At 68.1% G+C, this 19,146-nt stretch carries 19 protein-coding genes; 15 read left to right on the top strand and 4 right to left on the bottom strand.

Annotation, left to right across the window (positions count from 1 at the left end):
* The first annotated feature begins 117 nt into the window (after nucleotides 1–117).
* The 12 genes from VZC37_RS09920 to VZC37_RS09865 all read left to right on the top strand — a co-directional run bounded on the left by VZC37_RS09920 (nucleotide 118) and on the right by VZC37_RS09865 (nucleotide 10,935).
* Nucleotides 118–1,650: a phage tail sheath family protein gene (locus VZC37_RS09920; protein ID WP_330432288.1), complete on the top strand. Its 1,533-nt coding sequence runs from the start codon at nucleotides 118–120 to the stop codon at nucleotides 1,648–1,650.
* Between the two features lie 25 nt (nucleotides 1,651–1,675).
* Nucleotides 1,676–2,128 (top strand): phage tail protein, encoded by a 453-nt coding sequence (locus tag VZC37_RS09915; RefSeq protein WP_330432287.1) that lies wholly within the window; start codon nucleotides 1,676–1,678, stop codon nucleotides 2,126–2,128.
* Complete coding sequence (locus VZC37_RS09910) at nucleotides 2,121–2,576, top strand: hypothetical protein (RefSeq protein ID WP_330432286.1); 456 nt, start codon at nucleotides 2,121–2,123, stop codon at nucleotides 2,574–2,576. The genes VZC37_RS09915 and VZC37_RS09910 overlap by 8 nt, the downstream gene beginning before the upstream one ends.
* A complete protein-coding gene (locus tag VZC37_RS09905) occupies nucleotides 2,516–2,722 on the top strand; it encodes a DUF6760 family protein (protein WP_330432513.1) in 207 nt (68 codons plus the stop codon). The genes VZC37_RS09910 and VZC37_RS09905 overlap by 61 nt, the downstream gene beginning before the upstream one ends.
* A 1,342-nt stretch (nucleotides 2,723–4,064) precedes the next feature.
* On the top strand, nucleotides 4,065–4,694 hold the full coding sequence (locus VZC37_RS09900; RefSeq protein WP_330432285.1) for a hypothetical protein: 630 nt from the start codon (nucleotides 4,065–4,067) through the stop codon (nucleotides 4,692–4,694).
* 30 nt (nucleotides 4,695–4,724) lie between these two features.
* On the top strand, nucleotides 4,725–5,165 hold the full coding sequence (locus tag VZC37_RS09895) for a phage tail protein (protein WP_330432284.1): 441 nt from the start codon (nucleotides 4,725–4,727) through the stop codon (nucleotides 5,163–5,165).
* The gene (locus VZC37_RS09890) at nucleotides 5,162–5,944 is read left to right on the top strand and encodes a CIS tube protein (protein WP_330432283.1); all 783 of its coding nucleotides are present in this window, start codon (nucleotides 5,162–5,164) and stop codon (nucleotides 5,942–5,944) included. The genes VZC37_RS09895 and VZC37_RS09890 overlap by 4 nt, the downstream gene beginning before the upstream one ends.
* On the top strand, nucleotides 5,941–7,650 hold the full coding sequence (locus VZC37_RS09885) for a VgrG-related protein (protein ID WP_330432282.1): 1,710 nt from the start codon (nucleotides 5,941–5,943) through the stop codon (nucleotides 7,648–7,650). The genes VZC37_RS09890 and VZC37_RS09885 overlap by 4 nt, the downstream gene beginning before the upstream one ends.
* Nucleotides 7,651–7,659: 9 nt before the next feature.
* Nucleotides 7,660–7,938 (top strand): PAAR domain-containing protein, encoded by a 279-nt coding sequence (locus VZC37_RS09880; protein WP_330432281.1) that lies wholly within the window; start codon nucleotides 7,660–7,662, stop codon nucleotides 7,936–7,938.
* Nucleotides 7,939–7,956: 18 nt separating this feature from the next.
* Nucleotides 7,957–8,421 (top strand): GPW/gp25 family protein, encoded by a 465-nt coding sequence (locus VZC37_RS09875; RefSeq protein WP_330432280.1) that lies wholly within the window; start codon nucleotides 7,957–7,959, stop codon nucleotides 8,419–8,421.
* Nucleotides 8,421–10,355, top strand: a complete 1,935-nt coding sequence (locus VZC37_RS09870) for a putative baseplate assembly protein (protein ID WP_330432279.1) — start codon at nucleotides 8,421–8,423, stop codon at nucleotides 10,353–10,355. The genes VZC37_RS09875 and VZC37_RS09870 overlap by 1 nt, the downstream gene beginning before the upstream one ends.
* 22 nt (nucleotides 10,356–10,377) lie before the next feature.
* The gene (locus tag VZC37_RS09865) at nucleotides 10,378–10,935 is read left to right on the top strand and encodes a phage tail protein (RefSeq protein ID WP_330432278.1); all 558 of its coding nucleotides are present in this window, start codon (nucleotides 10,378–10,380) and stop codon (nucleotides 10,933–10,935) included.
* 9 nt (nucleotides 10,936–10,944) lie between these two features.
* Here VZC37_RS09865 and VZC37_RS09860 read toward each other — a convergent pair whose 3' ends face one another.
* From VZC37_RS09860 to VZC37_RS09845, 4 genes are read right to left on the bottom strand one after another with little or no spacing between them, the layout of a single operon-like run.
* Nucleotides 10,945–11,658, bottom strand: a complete 714-nt coding sequence (locus tag VZC37_RS09860) for an FAD-binding oxidoreductase (protein WP_330432277.1) — start codon at nucleotides 11,656–11,658, stop codon at nucleotides 10,945–10,947.
* Entirely contained in the window at nucleotides 11,655–12,251 is a 597-nt protein-coding gene (locus VZC37_RS09855; protein WP_330432276.1) for a sulfite oxidase-like oxidoreductase, read from the bottom strand. The genes VZC37_RS09860 and VZC37_RS09855 overlap by 4 nt, the downstream gene beginning before the upstream one ends.
* A gap of 38 nt (nucleotides 12,252–12,289) precedes the next feature.
* Nucleotides 12,290–13,684: a mycothione reductase gene (gene mtr, locus VZC37_RS09850; protein WP_330432275.1), complete on the bottom strand. Its 1,395-nt coding sequence runs from the start codon at nucleotides 13,682–13,684 to the stop codon at nucleotides 12,290–12,292.
* Nucleotides 13,681–14,778 (bottom strand): alpha/beta hydrolase, encoded by a 1,098-nt coding sequence (locus VZC37_RS09845; protein WP_330432274.1) that lies wholly within the window; start codon nucleotides 14,776–14,778, stop codon nucleotides 13,681–13,683. The genes mtr and VZC37_RS09845 overlap by 4 nt, the downstream gene beginning before the upstream one ends.
* 196 nt (nucleotides 14,779–14,974) lie before the next feature.
* Between VZC37_RS09845 and mqo the strand changes: the two genes are divergently transcribed.
* From mqo to VZC37_RS09830, 3 genes are read left to right on the top strand one after another with little or no spacing between them, the layout of a single operon-like run.
* Nucleotides 14,975–16,504, top strand: coding sequence for a malate dehydrogenase (quinone) (mqo, locus tag VZC37_RS09840; protein WP_330432273.1), 1,530 nt, complete (start codon nucleotides 14,975–14,977; stop codon nucleotides 16,502–16,504).
* Nucleotides 16,505–16,549: 45 nt separating this feature from the next.
* On the top strand, nucleotides 16,550–17,050 hold the full coding sequence (locus VZC37_RS09835; RefSeq protein ID WP_330432272.1) for a GNAT family N-acetyltransferase: 501 nt from the start codon (nucleotides 16,550–16,552) through the stop codon (nucleotides 17,048–17,050).
* On the top strand, nucleotides 17,047–19,083 hold the full coding sequence (locus tag VZC37_RS09830) for a VWA domain-containing protein (RefSeq protein ID WP_330432271.1): 2,037 nt from the start codon (nucleotides 17,047–17,049) through the stop codon (nucleotides 19,081–19,083). The genes VZC37_RS09835 and VZC37_RS09830 overlap by 4 nt, the downstream gene beginning before the upstream one ends.
* Nucleotides 19,084–19,146: the final 63 nt, after the last annotated feature.

Here is a 19,146-nt window from a genome sequence, read left to right as displayed (position 1 = left end):
GCCCGAAGGGGAATCCGAAACTGCCCTCGGCACCGGCCGAAGGCACGTTCTCACAGGGAGTTCGACCGCCGAAGATCGAGGCAATCACCGGTTCACGAGGCGAGTCAGGAGCATCCCATGCCTTCATATCTGTCACCGGGCGTCTACGTCGAAGAAGTCGATTCGGGTTCCCGGCCCATCGAGGGCGTCGGCACCGCGGTCGCGGCATTCGTCGGTCTCGCCGAGAAGGGGCCGTTCGACAGTCCCACCCTGGTCGCCAACTGGACACAGTTCACCGCCACCTTCGGTGGGTTCATGGCGAACACGTCACTGGCACAGGCGGTGTTCGCCTACTTCCAGAATGGTGGTGGGAACTGCTACATCGTGCGGATCGGCCAGGACGGCAGCGGGTCGCCGAACGGATCGCCCCATCGATCGATCGAGCCGGGAGCAGCTCAAGCCGAGATCGGCAACGTGAAAGCCGTTGCGCTCGAGTCGGGATCAGCCGACGGGCACCTGTCGGTGGAGATCGCCGAACCCGACGAGGGCGCACCCGAGGGAAGTGTCAAGCTGGTGGTGAAGCGTGGCGACGAAGTGGTGGAGACACACACCGGCACGGTCGGCGGGCGCGGACAGCACAACCTGAAAACGGTCGTCGCCAACGACTCCAAGCTGATCAAGATCGAGGTCGTCTCCGGGCAGAGTGGCGGAGAACTGGTGCCGGGCCAATCGGCGGCCCTGGTCGCGCCCGCGCCCACCGCGGAGGTGCCGTCCACCTTGTCGTCGGAGGATTACGTCGGCAAGGTCGAAACCCGAACGGGCTTTTCCGGTCTGGAGGCCATCGACGACATCACCATGGTCGCCATCCCGGACCTCATGACCGCGTATGCCCAGAAGGCCGTCGACCTCGACACCGTCAAGCAGGTACAGCTGGCCATGATCGCGCACTGCGAGCTCATGGGCGATCGCATGGCGATCCTGGACACTCCGCCGGGGCTCAACGCCCAACAGATCAAGCAATGGCGAACCGAGACCGCCGGATACGACTCGAAATACGCCGCGATGTACTGGCCCTGGGTCGGCGTCGGCAAAGGCGAGTACCTCCCGCCGTCCGGGTTCATGGCCGGCATCTGGGGACGCAACGACGACACCCGCGGGGTACACAAGGCACCCGCGAACGAGGTGGTCCGCGGTGCCGTCGAGATCGAGACACAGATCACCCGCAACGAACACGACATGCTCAACCCCTACGGGATCAACTGCATCCGTGCGTTTCCCGGCCGCGGCATCCGCGTCTGGGGCGCGCGCACCCTGTCCTCCGATCCGTCCTGGCGATATCTCAACATCCGTCGATTGTTCAACTACCTGGAAGAGTCGATCCTGGACGGGACGAACTGGGTCGTGTTCGAGCCGAACGACCCCGCACTCTGGGCTCGCTTGCGGCGCACCATCAGCGCCTTCCTCACCAATGAATGGCGCCGCGGCGCCCTCTTCGGCCTCACCCCCGACGAGGCGTTCTTCGTCAAGTGCGACGCGGAGACCAACCCTGCCGAGGGAATCGACGCCGGAGAAGTGGTGTGTCAGATCGGTGTCGCGCCGGTGAAACCCGCCGAGTTCGTGATCTTCCGGCTCTCCCAGTACTCCGGCGGCACCAGCCTCGTCGCCGAATGACCATCCGAGAAAGTGAAGTGACACCATGGCACTACCCGAATTCGACAGCACCGTCGGCCATTCGTTCGGCCTCGAGTTCGACGGCATCCAGATCAAATCGATCACCGAGGTCAACGGCCTCAAGATGGAGCAGGACGTCATCGAGTACAAGTCGAACACGGCGGCCGACGGAAAGTATTCGATCAAGAAGCTGCCCGGGCGATGGAAGGCCGGCGAGGTGACGCTGACCCGGCCGCTCACCGACGACAACAGCTTCGACAAATGGATCAAGGACTCTCAACTCGGGAAGATGGGCGACGTCCGCAAGGGCGGGGCGATCGTCGTCTACGACTACGAGGGCAGCGCGGTCAAGAGGTACAAGGTGACCAACGCATGGCCGAAGAGCCTGGAGGTCAACACGATGAAAGCCGGGGACACCAGCGTGCTCACCGAGAAGCTGGTTCTGACCTACGAGCGCCTCGAGGTCGACAGTGCGTAGGACCCACGGTGGCGCAGCCGTTCTCGACGCCGCGGCCGTCGCGGACGGCGATCGGGCCGGTGGTGGAGGCGGGAATCCGACTCTGGCCACGGAGTTCGACTTCGTCCTGCCACGCGGATACGTCGACGCCGCGGGTGGGGTTCACCAGAGCGGAACCATGCGGTTGGCCACCGCGCGTGACGAACTCGTGTCACAACGCGACGACCGGGTCCGCGAGAACCCGGGATACCTCTCCGTCGTGCTCATCAGCCGGGTGGTGACACGACTGGGCACCCTCGACGACGTACATGCAGGGGTGGTGGAGTCGATGTTCGCTTCCGACCTCGCGTTTCTCCAGGATCTGTATCGACGGGTGAACCAGGAAGGGCACACCCGCGCCGGGGTCGTCTGCCCACACTGCACCGGCGAGTTCGCCGTCGACCTCTCCGGTGGGCGCCTGGGGGAATAGCGACGTACGGGATCGAGAACCTGTTTCGGGAGATCTCGTACGTGGCCCTCAATTTCCACTGGGGTCGAGAAGAGCTTCTCGACCTCGAGCACGCCGAACGACAACGCTACGTCGCTCTCATCAACGAATTGAGCACCGACGGTTGACGGCACAGAAACGGAGACGACACCGATGGATTGGCGATCGTGGTTCCGCCGGGACACACCGGCGCCCGAGGTGCAGCGCATGACCGGACGCAGCAGCGTGCAGACCTCGGCGCCTCGCGAACCGGTCATCATGGAGCCGATGCACATCGCGATGTCCGACGACATCGCGACCACCGGTCGCTTCGGGGCCTCGCTCGCCACAAGTGACACACCGACCGTGATGCGGTCCCTGGCGACGACGCTGGATCTCCAGCACGACCAACGGCTCTTGCCGAACGCCGTTGGAGGCGGCCCGGGTGACGCCGTCCAGGTCGCGCGACCGACCCCACCGATCGTGACGGTGGCGAGGTCGACCGAGAGAGCGCCGGACCCACGCCATCTCGGTGTGTTCTCCTCGGCTGCGCCGCATCCCGTCATCGTCGCGCCCGCCGATGGCTCCCCGGCGGAAGTGCCGCGCTCTGGTGAGGTCGCCGAACCAGCGAGCCCGTTTTTGACGGAAGTACTCGACACGACTTCGGTTTCCGAGTCGACCTCAGTGTCCGAGCCGGCACAGGTCAGCCGAATCCTCCCCACCACCGACGATCCCGGAGTCGGCATCACCGGCAGATCACTCACCCCGATGTCCACACCAGTTCAGTTGGCAACGCACGCAGCACAACCGGTTCGGAGTGCGGCCGTGGGGGGGAGCAGTGCCGACAGCGCGCTCTCCGACCGCCCGACCTCCGACGATTCGATCGCCGCACCACTCACCCCCATGCCGTTCACCCCCGTGACCCGTCGAGCGCCGGCCATCGCCGCCGACTCGCTCCGCGCCGCGGATGGCCCCGGGCAGAGCGCCGTGCAGCGACTCCAGACGGTGTCGGTCTCGCGTCATTCCACAATGTCTCCCCGCGAGCCGGCACCTCCACCTCCGGCCGTCGACGGGTCATCGGCGATGCCGGTGACGGCGCCAACGACCTCAACGGCGGCGGTGCAGACGGCGCCGCCAGATCAACCGGCGATCGCCGATTCAGCTGTGACGGCCCTTCGTGACGCTCGCAGGCTCGCTCCTCAGGGGCCGGGTGGGGATCGGGAGTCGAGTGCGATGGCCGCCCTTCGTGAGGCTCGCAGGCTCGCTCCTCAGGGACCGGGTGGGGACCTGGAACAGAGCGCGACGGGGGTGGCGCCTGTGCAGCGGAGCGCGATGACCTCGAAAGCCGAGCTCGATGTTCATACGCCTCGACGCCCAGTCGACGAAGTTCGACGCCCAGTCGACGAGATTCGGCGCCCAGTCGACGGGATCCAGGACCCAGTCGACGGAATTCAGCGCCCAGTCGACGGGAATCGGCGCACAGTCGACGTGGTGGAAGTGGCGCCCGTGCAACGGGTTGCGGTCGGGCGACCGCTGGCCACGTCGCGCTCGCGGACCACCTTGGCGTCGGAGACTTCCGGTGCGCCGGTGTCGTTCGCGACGATGTTCGGGGCGAGTCACGTCGACGCCGTCGCGGAGCCCGCTTCGGCCGGAATCGGCTCTGCGACGGTCCGGCCGCAGAAGCACAGCATGCCGGTGGCCGCTCCGGTGCAGCGACTCCCACTGCCCGTTCAGATTCCGTCGCCGGTCCGCGACGCGCTCGGATCGTCGTCGGTTCCGGATCTGCTGAGCACGCACGTGGGACATGTTCGGGACCGGGTCACCGAAGCACTACCTCGCGAAGCCGTCGACAAGGTGTCCGCCGTGGCGGACTCCATGCCAGGTCTCCGTGATTCGGTGACGGGTGCCGCGGCACAGGCAATCGATTCGGGCAGGAATCACCTCGCAGCAGTCGTCGACGGCGTGAACCCGACTCGCGACGGAGCCGCACCGCACCACGGGTCGATGGACGCCGGTGACCTGGAGGAACTGGCCCGCCGACTCTATGAACCGCTGTCGGCACGCCTACGCACCGAGTTGTGGCTCGACCGTGAGCGCTCCGGAATGCTCACCGACCGATGATCCGCCCGACCGAGACGACGAGGAGTTGACATGACCACCACCGATCCCGCAGTGAGCGTGTGCTTCTCGGTCACCGTGGACTCGGCGCCGCTCGGCGACTTCGTGAGCTGCGAAGGGCTGGGACTCGAGATCGTGCTCGAGCAGCGCGAGGAAGGCGGCAACAACGGCATGGTGTGGCAGTTGCCGAGTCGGGTGAAGTTCAGCAACATCAAACTCACCCGGCCGGTATGCGACGACAGCTACAAGCTGGCCGAGTGGGTGAGTGCAGTCGTCGGCGGCTACACGCCGGGCACCGCGAAGATCGCCGCGAAGAACGCACAGGGTGACACCGTCGCCGAATGGTCGCTCGACGGCGTACTACCGGTTCGCTGGAGCGGGCCGTCGCTGAGCCTGGAGACACCGAAGGTCGCCGTGGAGACCATCGAACTCGTGCACCGCGGCATCCGCGGCTCCAAAGGATCGGGATCATGAGCAGCGCCGTCGCCGTTTCCGCACACACCGCCGGCACCTCCACCGGGTCGGGAGGCGCCGACCAGATCGTGCACGCCGAACTGGAACTGTTCGAGCCGACCAAGGCGCCCGGGGGTGCGAAGCCCGGAGGCAAGCTCGGATCGATTCCGTTCCAGTTCAACCCACGCGAGGTCACCATCACCAAGGCGGCGCGGTGGGAGAGCAAACCGACCAAGGGGGCGGCCAAAGCGGGTGCGGCCGAGTTCATGGGCGCCCAGCCGTGCACGTTGTCGCTGGAGATGTTCCTCGACGCGACGGCCAAGCATGACGACAGCGTGGCCAAGGGTGTCGACCGGTTGATGTCGTGCTGCGTACCGACCAGCGCGACAACCGGTACACCCAAGGCGATCCCGCCGCTGGTCGTGTTCAAGTGGGGAGGACTGACCAGCTTCCCGGGATTCATCACCAAGGTCACCGCGAAGTTCACCCTGTTCGCGGCGGACGGCGCACCGTTGCGCGCCGTGTGCACTGTCGAGATCGAGGAGATGCCCGGCGGCAAGGGCGGGCAGAACCCCACCTCCCGTGCCGCGTCCGCGCGCCGCAGCCATGTGCTGATCGCAGGTGAGTCGCTCGCGACCCTGGCTCATCGGGAGTACGGCGACCCACAGCGGTGGCGGGACATCGCATCGTTCAACGGGATCGACGATCCGCTCCGGGTACCGTCCGGCACGCTGATCCGTCTGCCCGCGGTCGACGACCCAACGGCATCCGGCGCCGGCCGAGGGGCGCCGAACCGATGACCACCACCTCGGGCCTCACCATCACCGTCGGCGGCAGCCCGGTCCCGGACGCGGTGATGCTGCAACTGACGTCGTCGTATGTGGACACCAACACGGGCCTCCCGGACGCGTTCTCGCTGCGCTTCCGGGACAATGCCCGGCAGGTGCTCGCAGACGGTGGGCTGCGGGTCGGGGCTCCCATCCGCATCGCGATCACCACCGATGCGGCGTCGTCGGCGACAGAACTCCTCGTCGGCGAGATCACGGCGATCGAGGCCGAGTTCGAGAAGGCGGGCACCTTCACCACCGTCCGCGGGTACGACCAGTCCCACCGGCTGTTCCGTGGCCGTCACACCGCGGCGTACACCCAGGTGACCGCGTCGGATGCGGCTACGCAATGCGCACGACGGGCAGGTCTGCGGCCGGGGCGCATCGAACCGTCGACCACGGTGTACGAGCACCTGTCGCAGCAGGCGCAGACCGACTGGGAGTTCCTCTCGGCACTCGCGCAGGGGATCGGGTACCGCGTCGGAGTCACCTCTGGGGCATTGGATTTCGCGCCACCTGCACCGGCCGAGGAGGCGCCGGGACGTGACCCGGAGAACCCACTCGTGCTCCGATTCGGCACCGATATCGTGCGCCTGCGATCCGCGATCTCGGCGTCCGAGCAGGTCGGACGGGTCGAGGTCCGCGGCTGGGATGTCGCCACCAAGCAGCCGATCGTCGCTGCGGCGCAACCCGATTCCCCGGGTGCGCGGCTGACCGACATCGACGCCGCCGGCCTCGCCGCGACTTTCGGCGACCGGACCCATGTGGAGTCCGATCGGGGTGTGCGGTCACAGGCCGAGGCCGACGCGTGCGCGCAGGCGAGAGCCACATCCATCGCGGGGAGTCACGCCGAGATCGAGGCGGTCTGCACCGGCAACCCGACTTTGCGCGCGGGAACAGCCATCGCTCTCGTCGATCTCGGTGCTCCCTTCGACGGCAAGTTCGTGCTGTCGTCCGCGCGCCACCGCTATGACCCCCAGGTCGGGTACACCACGGCGATCGCCGTGTCGGCCGCCCACAATCGCAGCATGCTCGGCCTCACGTCGGTGGCGGCCCCGGCCGCATCGTCGACAGGTGTGACGATCGCCCAGGTCACCGACATCAACGACCCGCAACAGCAGGGCCGGGTGCGTCTGTCGTTCCCGCAGTTGTCGTCGGACTACGTGAGCGGCTGGGCTCGCACGGTCATGGCCGGGGCGGGCAAGGATCGTGGCGTTCTCGTGCTCCCGGAAGTGGGTGACGAGGTCCTCGTCGCGTTCGAACGTGGCGACGAGATGCATCCGTATGTGCTCGGCGGGCTGTTCAACGGCATCGACACACCGGACGCGAAAGGCATCGAGCTGGTGGATTCCGGCTCCGGATCGGTCAACCGGCGCTCGTGGGTGTCACGGCGCGGGCACCGCATCGACCTGCACGATCGGGATGGCCGCGACGACGGGGTCGTGGTGGCCACCGCGGACGACGCCCTGCGCATCGAACTCGACGCCGTCGCCCGCGAGATCACCGTCCGCAGCAGCGGCACTCTCGCGCTGCGGGCCGATCAGGGCATCACCATCGACTCCGGCTCGGGCCCACTGGATCTGCGCGGTGGCCGGGTGTCGGTCAACGCGACAACCACGGCCGAGGTCACCGCATCCGGCCCGGTGACCCTCCAGGGCACCCCCATCAAACTCAACTGAGGAGAGACCATGCCCCCAGCCGCGCGCGTCGGCGACCCGACCGCCCATCCGGGTGTCGTCGGACCGCCGGGATGTCCGACGGTCCTCATCGGCGGCGCACCCGCCGCCACCGTCGGTACCCCACACATCTGCTCGTTCCCGCCCCCGGCGGTGCACCCGCCCACCGCGATCGTGCCGCCGGGTTGCCCCACGGTGCTCATCGGAGGACGACCGGCGGCCCGCGTCGGCGACCTGTCGGGGTGCGGTGCCCCCATCGTCTCCGGCGCACCCACCGTCCTCATCGGCTGACGAAGGCAGGTGCCCGACATGGACGATCGACTCCCCGCCGACTTCGTCGGCCGCGGCTGGGCGTTCCCGGTCCGGACCGGCCCCACCGGTACCTTCGCCCTCGCCGCCGGCGGCAGCGACGTCGAGCAGGCGATCGAGATCATTCTCCGGACGACGCCGGGGGAGCGACCCATGCGGCCTGAATTCGGATGTCGTATCAACGATCACGTATTCGCCCCGGCGACGTCGGGGACCGCCGCCTCGATCGCACGCGACGTGCGCACCGCACTCGAGGACTGGGAGCCGCGGATCGACGTCGACGACATCCGTGTCGATTTCGATGCGGCCGACGTGGGGACCTTCTACATCGACGTCTGCTACCGCATCCACGGCCGCAACGATCGCCGGAACCTCGTCTTCCCCTTCTACGTCATCCCCGACGAGCCGGACGGGACCGGGTCCCCCGGTGCGCCGGCCGCACCCAACATGCTGGGAGAACCGTGATGTTGCCTGCCCCCGACCTCGACGACCGCAGGTTCCAGAATCTCGTCGACGACGCGCGTCGTCTTGTCCGCGAACGATTCCCGGAGTGGAGTGATCACAACATCTCCGATCCCGGTATCACCTTGATCGAGGCGGTCGCGACCATGGTCGACCAGCTCATCTATCGACTCAATCGGGTGCCGGACCGCAACTATCTCAAGTTCCTGGACCTGCTGGGATTGGAGTTGCGCCCGGCGTCCACCGCCCGGACGCGGGTGACGTTCTGGCTGTCCGCCCCGCAACCGCAGATCGTCAACGTCCGATCGGGCACCGAGGTGAGTACGGTGCGGACCGACGTGACCGAGCCGGTGGTGTTCTCGACCGACCGTGCCCTCGACATCATCCCGTGCTCGGCGAAGCGGGTCTTCGCCGCTCCCGCAGACGCCGACCCCACCGACCGCAGCCTGTCGTTGCGCGGCGACGGATTCGACTGCTTTTCCGCGACACCGCGCACCGACGACGCGCTGCTCGTCGAGCTGACCGATCCGGTCCCGTCCTGCGCGGTACTGCTGCGGATCACCTGCCGGGTCGCCGGTGTCGGTGTGGATCCCCGCCGGCCCCCGCTGCGATGGGAAGCGTTGACCGAACGCGGTTGGGTGGCCTGCGATCTCGGGAAGGACGAGACGGGCGGATTCAACGAACCCGGCGACGTCGTCGTGCACCTGCCCGACGACCATGCCCGCGCCGTGGTGGCCGGGCAGCGTGGCGCCTGGCTGCGTTGCCGGCTGATCGACGCGATCCCGGGGCAGCAGACCTACACCCTGTCACCGCACATCACTGCGCTGTCGGCGCAAACGGTCGGCGGCACCACGCCGGCCGCACACATGCAGACGGTTCCCGGCGAGGTTCTCGGTATCTCGGATGGATCGGTGGCACAACGGTTCCGGCTTCATCAGCACCCCGTGGTCCGTTCCGACGCGCTGAGCGTGACGGTCAGCGACGGCACCGAATCGTCGACGTGGCGTCCGGTGGACGACTTCGCCGACTGCTCCGCGGACGATCCGGTGTTCCACCTCGACCCGGTCTCGGGGGAAGTGGTCTTCGGTCCGGCCATCCGTGATGCGGACGGATCGGTGCGCGGATACGGCGCGATTCCGCGCAAGGGTGCGGTCGTCGCCATCGGGGACTACCGCATCGGTGGCGGCGCCGACGGCAACGTCGGTGTCGGTCAGCTGCGGGTCCTCAAGAGCAGCGTGCCGTTCATCGCCCGGGTGGAGAACCGGGTGGCCGCCGTCGGCGGCGCCGAGGCCGAGACGATCGACGAACTCAAGCTGCGCGGTCCGGTGGTCTTGCGGTCCCGCGGGCGGGCGGTCACCGCCGAGGACTTCGAGGAACTGACGCGTCAGGCCGCACCAGAGATCGCGCGGGTGCACTGCCTGGCCGACGATGCCGCCCCCGGAGTCATCCGGCTGCTGGTGATCCCGCATGTCGCCGACTCCGCCGACGGCGAGATACGCGTCCACGACCTGACCCCGCAACGTCGAACCCTGGACACCATCGCCGGGTACCTGGACGAGCGCCGTCTCGTCGGCACCCGGCTGTTGATCGAGCCGCCCCAGTACATCGGGGTCACCGTGCTGATCAGTCTGAGCGCAGTCGTCGGGTTCGACCGGGAGACCGTGAAGGCCGACGTCCGGTCGCGGGTGTACCGGCTGCTGCATCCGGTGCGTGGGGGTCGTTCGGGCCGCGGGTGGCCGGTCGCACGATCACTCGGTGTCCCCGACCTGGCGGCGGCGATCGCCGACGTCCCCGGTGTGGACATGAGCGGCGAGGTCGACGTGCAACTCATGCCGGTCAATCCGGCGACCGAGCGGCGCGGTGAGCCGACCGACCGATTGACCCTTCCGCCCAACGGTTTGTTCCTGTCGCACCGCCATCAGGTGCGCGTGATCTGACGGAAGGGGAGTCCGGTGAGGAGTGAGTACAGTGCGCGGTGATCTGCCCGCGGTGGTGAGCCCGCATCCGGTCGGCGCGACCCTACCGTCGATCTACGCCGACGACATCTATGCGCAGGGGCTGTGTGAGTCGTTCGACCGGATGTTGGGCCCGGCCGTCCTCGTGCTCGACTGCTTTCCGGCCTACCTCGATCCGGCGACCGCGCCCGCCGACTCGCTGAACTGGCTGGCAGGCTGGATCGGACTCGTCCTCGAAGGCCACGAATCGCCGGCGAAGAAGCGCGAACTGATCGGCGTCGGAGCCGAATTGCTGCGGTGGCGCGGCACGCGGCGCGGTGTGCACGACGCCGTGGTCGCGGCTTTCGGTGTCGTTCCGCAGATCACCGAACCCGGCGGCGTGACGGTCTCGGCCGAGGCGCCTGACCATGGTCCCGATGCAACCGATGACCGCGACCAGATGCTGGCCGTGACCCTCACCGTCGCCGACCCGGAATCGGTCGACCTGTCCCGCCTCGATGCCGTAGTCGCGCAGGTGAAACCGGTACATCTACCGCATCGGGTGCAGGTTGCGACGGGCTGACCGCTGGGTTCAGCCGAATCGTTCGGTCCGCACCCGGCGAGGGTCGTGGCCGGCGGAAAGCATCGCGGCCGCGCAGAACTCGACGAAGTGGTTGGGTCCGCAGATGTACACGGCGGGTTCGCTATCGGGCGACATCGTGACCGCGGCGAGCTCGGCCGCATCGAGACGACGCGCACCGCGCGCGTCGTCGTCCGGCGCTGATCGGGTGAAGGCGAGATGGACGGGCAATCGACGACGCTCGGCGAGTTGTCGCAGGTCATCGGCGAACAACATCCGGTCCGGTGACCGCAACGAATACACCAGATTGAACGGCACTGTGGGGGCAGCGATCTCGCGGCTCCGGAGCATCGCCATCAACGGCGCCAGGCCGGACCCGCCCGCGATCAACTGCACCGGTGCGGTATCGGTGGGCTCCCAGGTGAACCAGCCGCCGTGCGGGCGGGTGATCTCGAGCGGTTCGCCGACCTCCACTACGTCGACCAGGTACGGCGACACCTCGCCGTCATCGGCACGTTCCACAGTGACCTCGACGACACGTGGTTCCCGGACATCCGACAGGGAGTACGTCCGCGCGGTCGAGTAGCCGTCCTCGGCGGTCAGTCGGATGTCGAGATGCTGGCCCGGGAGGCCCTGAAACGGCTCCGACAGGGCCAAGTGCAGCGAACGAGCGCTGGTGCTGTGCCGGAACTGCGAGATCACGGCGGTGATCTGCCACTCGTTCATGAGTAGCGCTGCTCCGACCACGGGTCGCCGTGCATGTGGTAGCCGTTGCTCTCCCAGAAGCCGGGGGTGTCCGATGACATGAACCGCAGTCGGCACACCCACTTCGCGCTCTTCCAGAAGTACAGGTGCGGCACCAGAAGCCGTGCCGGGCCACCGTGTTCGGCGGGTAGCGGTTCACCGTCATAGGAGTCGGCGATCCAGCCGCGGCCACCGACCAGGTCGGTGAGCGCGAGGTTCGTCGTGTACCCGCCGTGGCAGTGCGCCATCACATACGGTTCGGCCGGCCAGGGCAGCGCGGCGAGGATGGTGTCGAACGACACGCCACGCCAGCGGGTCTCGAACTTCGACCAGCGGGTCACACAGTGGATGTCGGTGACTATCTCCTCGTGCGGCAGTTCCTGGAACTGCGACCAGCTCCACTTGTGGATCCGGTGTTGCGCCGATTGGACGGCCAGCGACCACTTCTCGAGGCCGACAGTGGGCGTCGGTTCGGCCGAGAGCACCGGGAAATCGAACGTGCGGTACTGGCCGGGCGGCAGCCGTCCGGCGTCACGGTCGCGTCTGCCGACGAACCCGCGGTTCACGATCGCCATTGCAGCGATGCTACCGGCGGACGTCCGTGCGCACCGGGTCAGATCTCGAGGCCGAGCAGTGCGTTCTCGAGGACCTCCGGCATCGCGGGGTGAATCCAGTACTGGCCGCGCGCCACCTCCAGCGCGGTCTGGCCGAACGACATCGCCTGGATCGCCGGCTGGATCACGGTCGGCGCCTGCGGACCCAACACGTGAGCGCCAAGCAGTCGGCCGGTGCCGCGTTCGGCGATGACCTTGCAGAACCCGGTGGTGTCCTCCATCGCCCAGCCGTAGGCGACGTCGCCGTACGCCTGCACCTTGACCGTGATGTCGAGTCCCTGGTCACGCGCCTCGTCTTCGGTGAGTCCGACCGATGCGATCTGCGGATGCGTGAACACCGCGGCGGGCACGAACCGATGATCGAAGGTGTCGAGGTCGTCGGAGTCCCAGCCCTTGAGCAGGTTGGCCTGCACGACCCGTTCCTCGTGATTGGCGACATGCTTGAGCTGATAAGGCGAACTGACGTCGCCCAGGGCCCACACCCGTGGCGCGTCGGTGCGACCATGCGGATCGCAGATGACCCGCCCGTCGGCGTCGAGCGCCAGGCCGATCGACCCCAGGTTGAGCCGATCCCCGTTGGGTTTACGGCCGGTCGCGACCAGCAGCACGTCACCGTCGAGATGGCCGCCGTCCTCGAAGTCCACCCGTACCCGGCCGTCGGGCAGATCCGTCGCTCCGACCACATTCGTGTTCAGGTGCACATCCCACTTCTCGCGTGCGACTTCGGTGAACCGCGTCGTGACGTCGGCGTCGAGCTTGCGAAGCAGGGCGCCGCTGCGTGCGACGATCGACACCGAACTGCCGAGGGCGCCGAACACGTGCGCGAACTCGGCTGCGATGTAACCGCTTCCGACGATGATCAGACGTTTCGGCAGCTCCTCGAGGCGCATCACGTCGTTGTTGGTGTAGTACCGGACGGCGGATTCGGCGATGGCCGGTGGGACCGTCGCTCGTGACCCGGCCGCGATGACCACCTCGTCGGCGAGCACCAGCGACTCCGCGGTGACCAGGCGGTAGCGGCCGTCCTCGTCGCGGCCATCGAACTCGACATGCGCGGAGTGCACGGTGATGTTGGGGCAGCGATCGACGCGATATTCCTTGCCGCCCACCGAGATCGGATCGATCCGACCGAACACGCGTTTGACGATGCCGGGCCAGTCGACGGAATACACCCGGCTGTCGACACCGAGTCGGCCGCCGTGTCGGGCGATCTCGGCCACCTCCGCGCCGTACACGAACATCTTGGTCGGGATACAGCCGACATTGAGGCACGTGCCGCCGTAGACACCCTCCTCGAAGATCGCGATCGTCTTGTCGTCGAATCGATGATCGGGAATCGAATTGCCACTGCCGGACCCGATGATCGCCAGATCGACGACCTGCGGCGCGGTCATGCGCGCCCTGCCGTCGTGTCCGAGGTCGTGTCGGAGGGTGAGTCCACCGGGGTCGCGGGTGCACTGAGCGTGTCCTGGAGCCAGACGTCGATCTCGCGGTAGGCGTGCTCGCGTGCGTGCCGCACGGAGAGGAACACGTCGTGACGGGCATCGGCGATCGGCACCACCGACACCCGGTCGCCTAGGCACCCGCTCCACCGGGACATGTGTCTGGCGTCGAGCACCACGTCGGCGTCATCGACCGAACTCGGGCGGGCACGGTCGAACAGGGTCTTGTCGGATCGGAGTACCAGCGAGGGCACGCCGACGTCGATGCCGCGGTGTAGTCGGGCGTGCCCGCGGCGGACCGCGTTGAGGAACCCGAAGGTGACGGGAAAGCCGCCCATCGGTTTCAGGGCGAGGTCATAGGCCCATTCGCCGCCGGTCGTCTCATGGATGCTGCGGCCGTATCCCTCCGAAAGCTCTTGCGGCAACACGGCCTTCGGGCGTACGGCGGCGAGCACGCGCAGGAGTGCCGACACCGGCGGCGTACGGAGGACCGCGCTGCCCTGCAGGTCGAACCAGGGACTGTTCAGCAACAGCCCGGCGACGTGGGCGTGACGCTCCGGCGACGACGACCGCAGCCGGTCGAGCCACAGCGGGGTGATGATCCCGCCGGTGGAGTGGGCGGCGACGATCACCCGTGCCCGCCCGTCGTCGCCGGCCGTCTCGTCGACGACGACGTCGAGCGCGCGGCTCAGCTCCTCGTCGTACTGCCGCAGATCGGTGGTCAGATGCGCGGTGTGCTGCGGCAGCAGCGACCGCCCGCACTTGCGCAGGTCCAGGGCATAGAAGGCGTAGCCGCGGGCATGGAAGTAGTCGGCGAGCGGTTCGTGGAAGAAGTAATCGGTGAAACCGTGGACGTAGAGCACGGCACCGTTCGTCGACGGCTCCGGACCGGCCTTGCGGACCAGGGTCGCGGTGATCGGGTCCTCCCCGTCGGGGTCTGGTCCCAGCGGAAGGGTCAGGACCTCGTATCGGTCCAGGAACTTGTCGGGTTGCCAGGTCGCAGCTGGTCGGCCGCCGGCGTGGGCAGCTGTCGAGGATGCGGTCACGTACTCCACTCTAGAAGAGCGCCGCCGGTGGGCCGGCGGGCCGAGGTGTCGCCCAGCCCACACTTGGGCGGAGGCGATTCCATTGTTTCGCGGCAAATGGGGAACAATGGCCGATGACAGGGATGAACGACATGGATGCCCCGGTGACAGCGTCACCGGTGTCGGAACGTCCACCTCGTGCGAAAGAGAGCTCTTCGTGTCTCACTCGGTGATCAAGACGGATGTCGCACTGGTCGGTGCCGGGATCATGAGCGCCACCCTCGGCGCGCTGATCCGTCGGGTACAGCCGGACTGGTCGATCAGCCTCTTCGAACGACTCGACGCGGCCGCCGCGGAGAGCAGCGACCCGTGGAACAACGCCGGGACCGGGCACTCCGCGCTCTGCGAGCTGAACTACACCCCGAAAACCGCAGACGGCGACGTCAACATCGACAAAGCGCTCAACATCAACGAGCAATTCCAGGTGTCGCGCCAATTCTGGGCCTACGCCGTCGACAACGGCATCCTCGGCGACCCCAGCGAGTTCATCAACCCGATCCCGCACGTCAGCTTCACCCACGGCCAGGCGGGCGTCGACTACCTGCGCAAACGCTATGACCGTCTCGCCGGCCAGGTGCTGTTCGAGGGCATGGAGTTCATCGACGACGAGGCGACATTCAGCGAGCGGTTGCCGCTCATGTCTTCCGGCCGCGACTTCTCCGACCCGGTCGCCCTGAACTGGTTCACCGAGGGCACCGACGTCGACTTCGGCGCGCTCACCCAGCAGCTGATCAACAACATCGGCGAGTCGGGCGCCGACATCTACTTCGGGCACGGCGTCACCAACCTGTCGAAGCAGTCCGACGGCAGCTGGATGGTCAAGGTCCGCAACATGCGGACCAAGGAGAAGTTCACCGTCCACGCCAAGTTCGTCTTCGTCGGCGCCGGTGGCGGCGCCCTGCACCTGCTGCAGAAGTCGGGCATCTCCGAGGCGAAGGGCTTCGGCGGATTCCCGGTCTCCGGTGAGTTCTTCCGGTGCACCAATCCCGACCTCGTCTCCGAGCACCAGGCCAAGGTGTACGGGCAGGCGGCCGTCGGTGCGCCGCCGATGTCGGTGCCGCACCTCGACACCCGCGTGATCAACCACAAGCCCGGGCTGCTGTTCGGCCCGTACGCCGGATGGTCGCCGAAGTTCCTCAAGAGCGGCAAGATCACCGACCTGCCGTTCTCGGTCAAGCCGAACAACCTGCTGCCGATGCTGTCGATCGCGCCGCAGGAGTTCGGTCTGCTCAAGTACCTGATCAGCGAGTTGGCGGCCAGCCGCGCCGACCGCGTGAACACCCTCGGCGAGTTCGTTCCGCGTGCCGACGGCGCCGACTGGGAGATCATCACCGCAGGTCAGCGTGTGCAGGTGATCCGCAAGACCGGCGTCGGTGGATCGTTGGAGTTCGGCACCGCGGTGGTCACCGCCGACGACGGCACCATCGCGGGTCTGCTCGGTGCGTCGCCGGGTGCATCCACGGCCGTCCCGGCGATGCTCAACGTCCTGGAGAAGTGCTTCCCCAAGGAGTACGCAGGGTGGAAGCCGACGCTCACCGAGATGATCCCGTCCTTCGGGCAGAAGCTCTCCGACAATCGTGACCTGTTCCGACAGGTGTGGGACTGGACCAACGCGAGCCTGCAGCTGCGGCGCGATGCCGTGGCCCCACAGGTCGACACCGAACCGGCACAGGCGACCGCGGTCTGACACCGCCGCCCGACGAGTGCGCGCGTCTGTGATAGGCACGACACCATGACATCGGTAGGGCACCTCCACCACAGTCCGGCCGACGAGATGGATGCGGCCACCCTGTACAAGATCCTGCGGCTGCGGGTCGACGTCTTCGTCGTCGAGCAGGCGTGCCCGTACCCGGAGCTCGACGGCCGCGACCTGGATCCCGGAACCCGGCAGTTCTGGATCGCCGACGACGACGTGGTGGTCTCCACGTTGCGGTTGCTCACCGAGCCGTCGTCTGCCGACGGCGAGCCGACATTCCGCATCGGGCGTGTGTGCACCGAGCGCGGCCATCGCGGGCAGGGGCTGACCGCGCGACTCATCACGGCCGCGCTTGCGCAGATCGGCGATCACGGATGCGTGATCGAGGCCCAGGCCTACCTCGTCGACATGTACGCCAAGTTCGGGTTCGTCATCGAGGGGGAGGAGTACCTCGAGGACGGCATCCCGCACGTCACGATGCGCCGCGAGCCGGTGACCTCGCAGGCCCGCGACGTCGTCGCCGGTGGGCCGCAGTGACCGGCCGTCACCACCGGGCGACCGCGGTCGAGGGGCCCGTCCGCTATCCGTTCAGCGCCGTCGTCGGCCAGGAACGGCTCAAGCTGGCGCTGATCCTGTCGGCGATCTCGCCGGGCATCGGGGGTGTGCTCATCCGCGGCGAGAAGGGCACCGCGAAATCGACGATCGTGCGCGGACTCGGGCCGTTGCTCGACGCCGACCACGCGGCGGGAAGGAACGCGGCGGGGGAGAACTCGGAGACGGGGCACCCACGTGGCCGCGTCGTCGAATTGCCGATCGGGGCGACCGAGGACCGGGTCGTCGGCTCGCTCGACCTGACCGCCGTACTGAGCGAGGGCCGCGCACAGTTCACCCCCGGCCTGCTCGCCCGCGCCGACGGGGGAGTCCTCTACATCGACGAGGTCAACCTGCTGGCCGACCATCTCGTCGACGTGCTGCTCGACGCCGCCGCCAGCGGCCGGGTGACCATCGAACGCGATGGTGTCTCGCACACGCAGTCCGCGGATTTCGTCCTGGTCGGCACGATGAACCCAGAAGAGGGGGAGCTGCGTCCGCAGCTGCTCGACCGGTTCGGCCTGGCCGTCGATGTGGCGGCCGGCCGCGACATCGACGAGCGCGTGGAGATCGTGTCGCGCCGGATGGCCTTCGACGCCGACCCGGAGACCTTCGTCGACGAGCACGCGGACGCCGAGGCGGAACTGACGGCCCGGATCGCCGATGCGCGTGCCCTGGTGTCCGCCGTCCGGATCCCGGCCGCGGAGTTGCGGCGGATCGCCGGCATCTGTGCGCATCTGGAGGTCGACGGGCTGCGCGGCGACATCGTCGTGGCGCGGACCGCGGCCGCGCACGCCGCGTGGCGACTGGCCGACGAGGTGACCGCCGACGATGTCCGGGTGGCGGTGGAACTCGCCTTGCCACATCGGCGCCGGCGCAACCCGTTCGACGAATCCGGTCTGACCGATCAGCAGCTCGACGATGCGATGGATGCGGGCCACGACGCCGCCGAATCGGGCCCCCGGGCCCCCGACCCGACCGATCCCGATCCGACCGATCCCGACCCCACCGATCCTGATGGGGGCGGCGCGCCGCCGGAAGACCGTTCCGACTCTTCGCCCGAGCCCTCGACGGCCCCGCCTGCGAACGACCCACAGAGCTCCGAGGCCGACGATGCGAACGCCGACGACCAGGCGCCCGCCGGACCCGTGCCGGGTCCGCGTTTCGGCGAACCCCCGGCGGCCGCGCACACTCCCCGGATGCGGCGGCTCAGCGTCGACGGCGTCGGTGAAGGTGACCCCGGTCGCCGCTCCCGTGCTCGTTCTCGACGTGGACAGACCACGCGCGCAATCGATTTCACACATGGTGAACCGGTGCACCTGTTCGGCACGATCCTGTCGGCCGCCGACCGGGCCGCCGCCGACGGTGGCCTTGCGGCGACCGGCGACGTCCGCCTGCGGTCCGGTGACCTGCGCAGCGCGGAACGTATCGGCCAGGAGGGCAACCTGGTCGTGTTCGTCGTCGATCTGTCCGGCTCGATGACCGCGCGCCGCCGGCTCTCGGCCGTGACCGGGATCTGTGTCGACCTGTTGCGGGACTCCTACACGCGCCGCGACCGGGTCGCGGTCGTCGTCGCCCGTGGGGCGTCCGCCGAGGTGGCGGTACCGCCGACCAAGTCCGTCGACATCGCGGTCCGGCGCCTCGCCGACCTGCGGACCGGTGGTCGCACACCGCTGGCCGAGGGCCTGATCGAGGCCGCCGACGTCATCGACCGCGCCGCGCGTCGCGAACCACAGCGTCGTGCGCTGCTCGTGGTGCTCACCGACGGCCGCGCGACGGCCGGACCGGACGCGGCACCGCGGGCCCGGAAGGTGGCCGCTGCGATCGGCCGGCGCGGCATCGACGCCGTGGTGGTCGACTGCGAGCAGGGCATGATCCGGCTCGGACTGGCCGCCGAGCTCGCTGCGGCCCTCGGTGCGCGATGTCTGCCGATGGACGAATTGTCCGTCGGTATGCTCACCGGCGGCCGGGCCGCCTGAGACCGAGTCCGCTCGGGACCGAGTCCACTTGGGGTCCGAGTCCGCCTGAGACCCGAGCCCGCC

This window comes from Gordonia sesuvii (assembly GCF_036350415.1).
Lineage (GTDB): Bacteria > Actinomycetota > Actinomycetes > Mycobacteriales > Mycobacteriaceae > Gordonia > Gordonia sesuvii.
The sequence above is the reverse complement of the archived record's forward strand: the minus strand, read 5'-3'. Positions and strand labels throughout refer to the sequence as shown.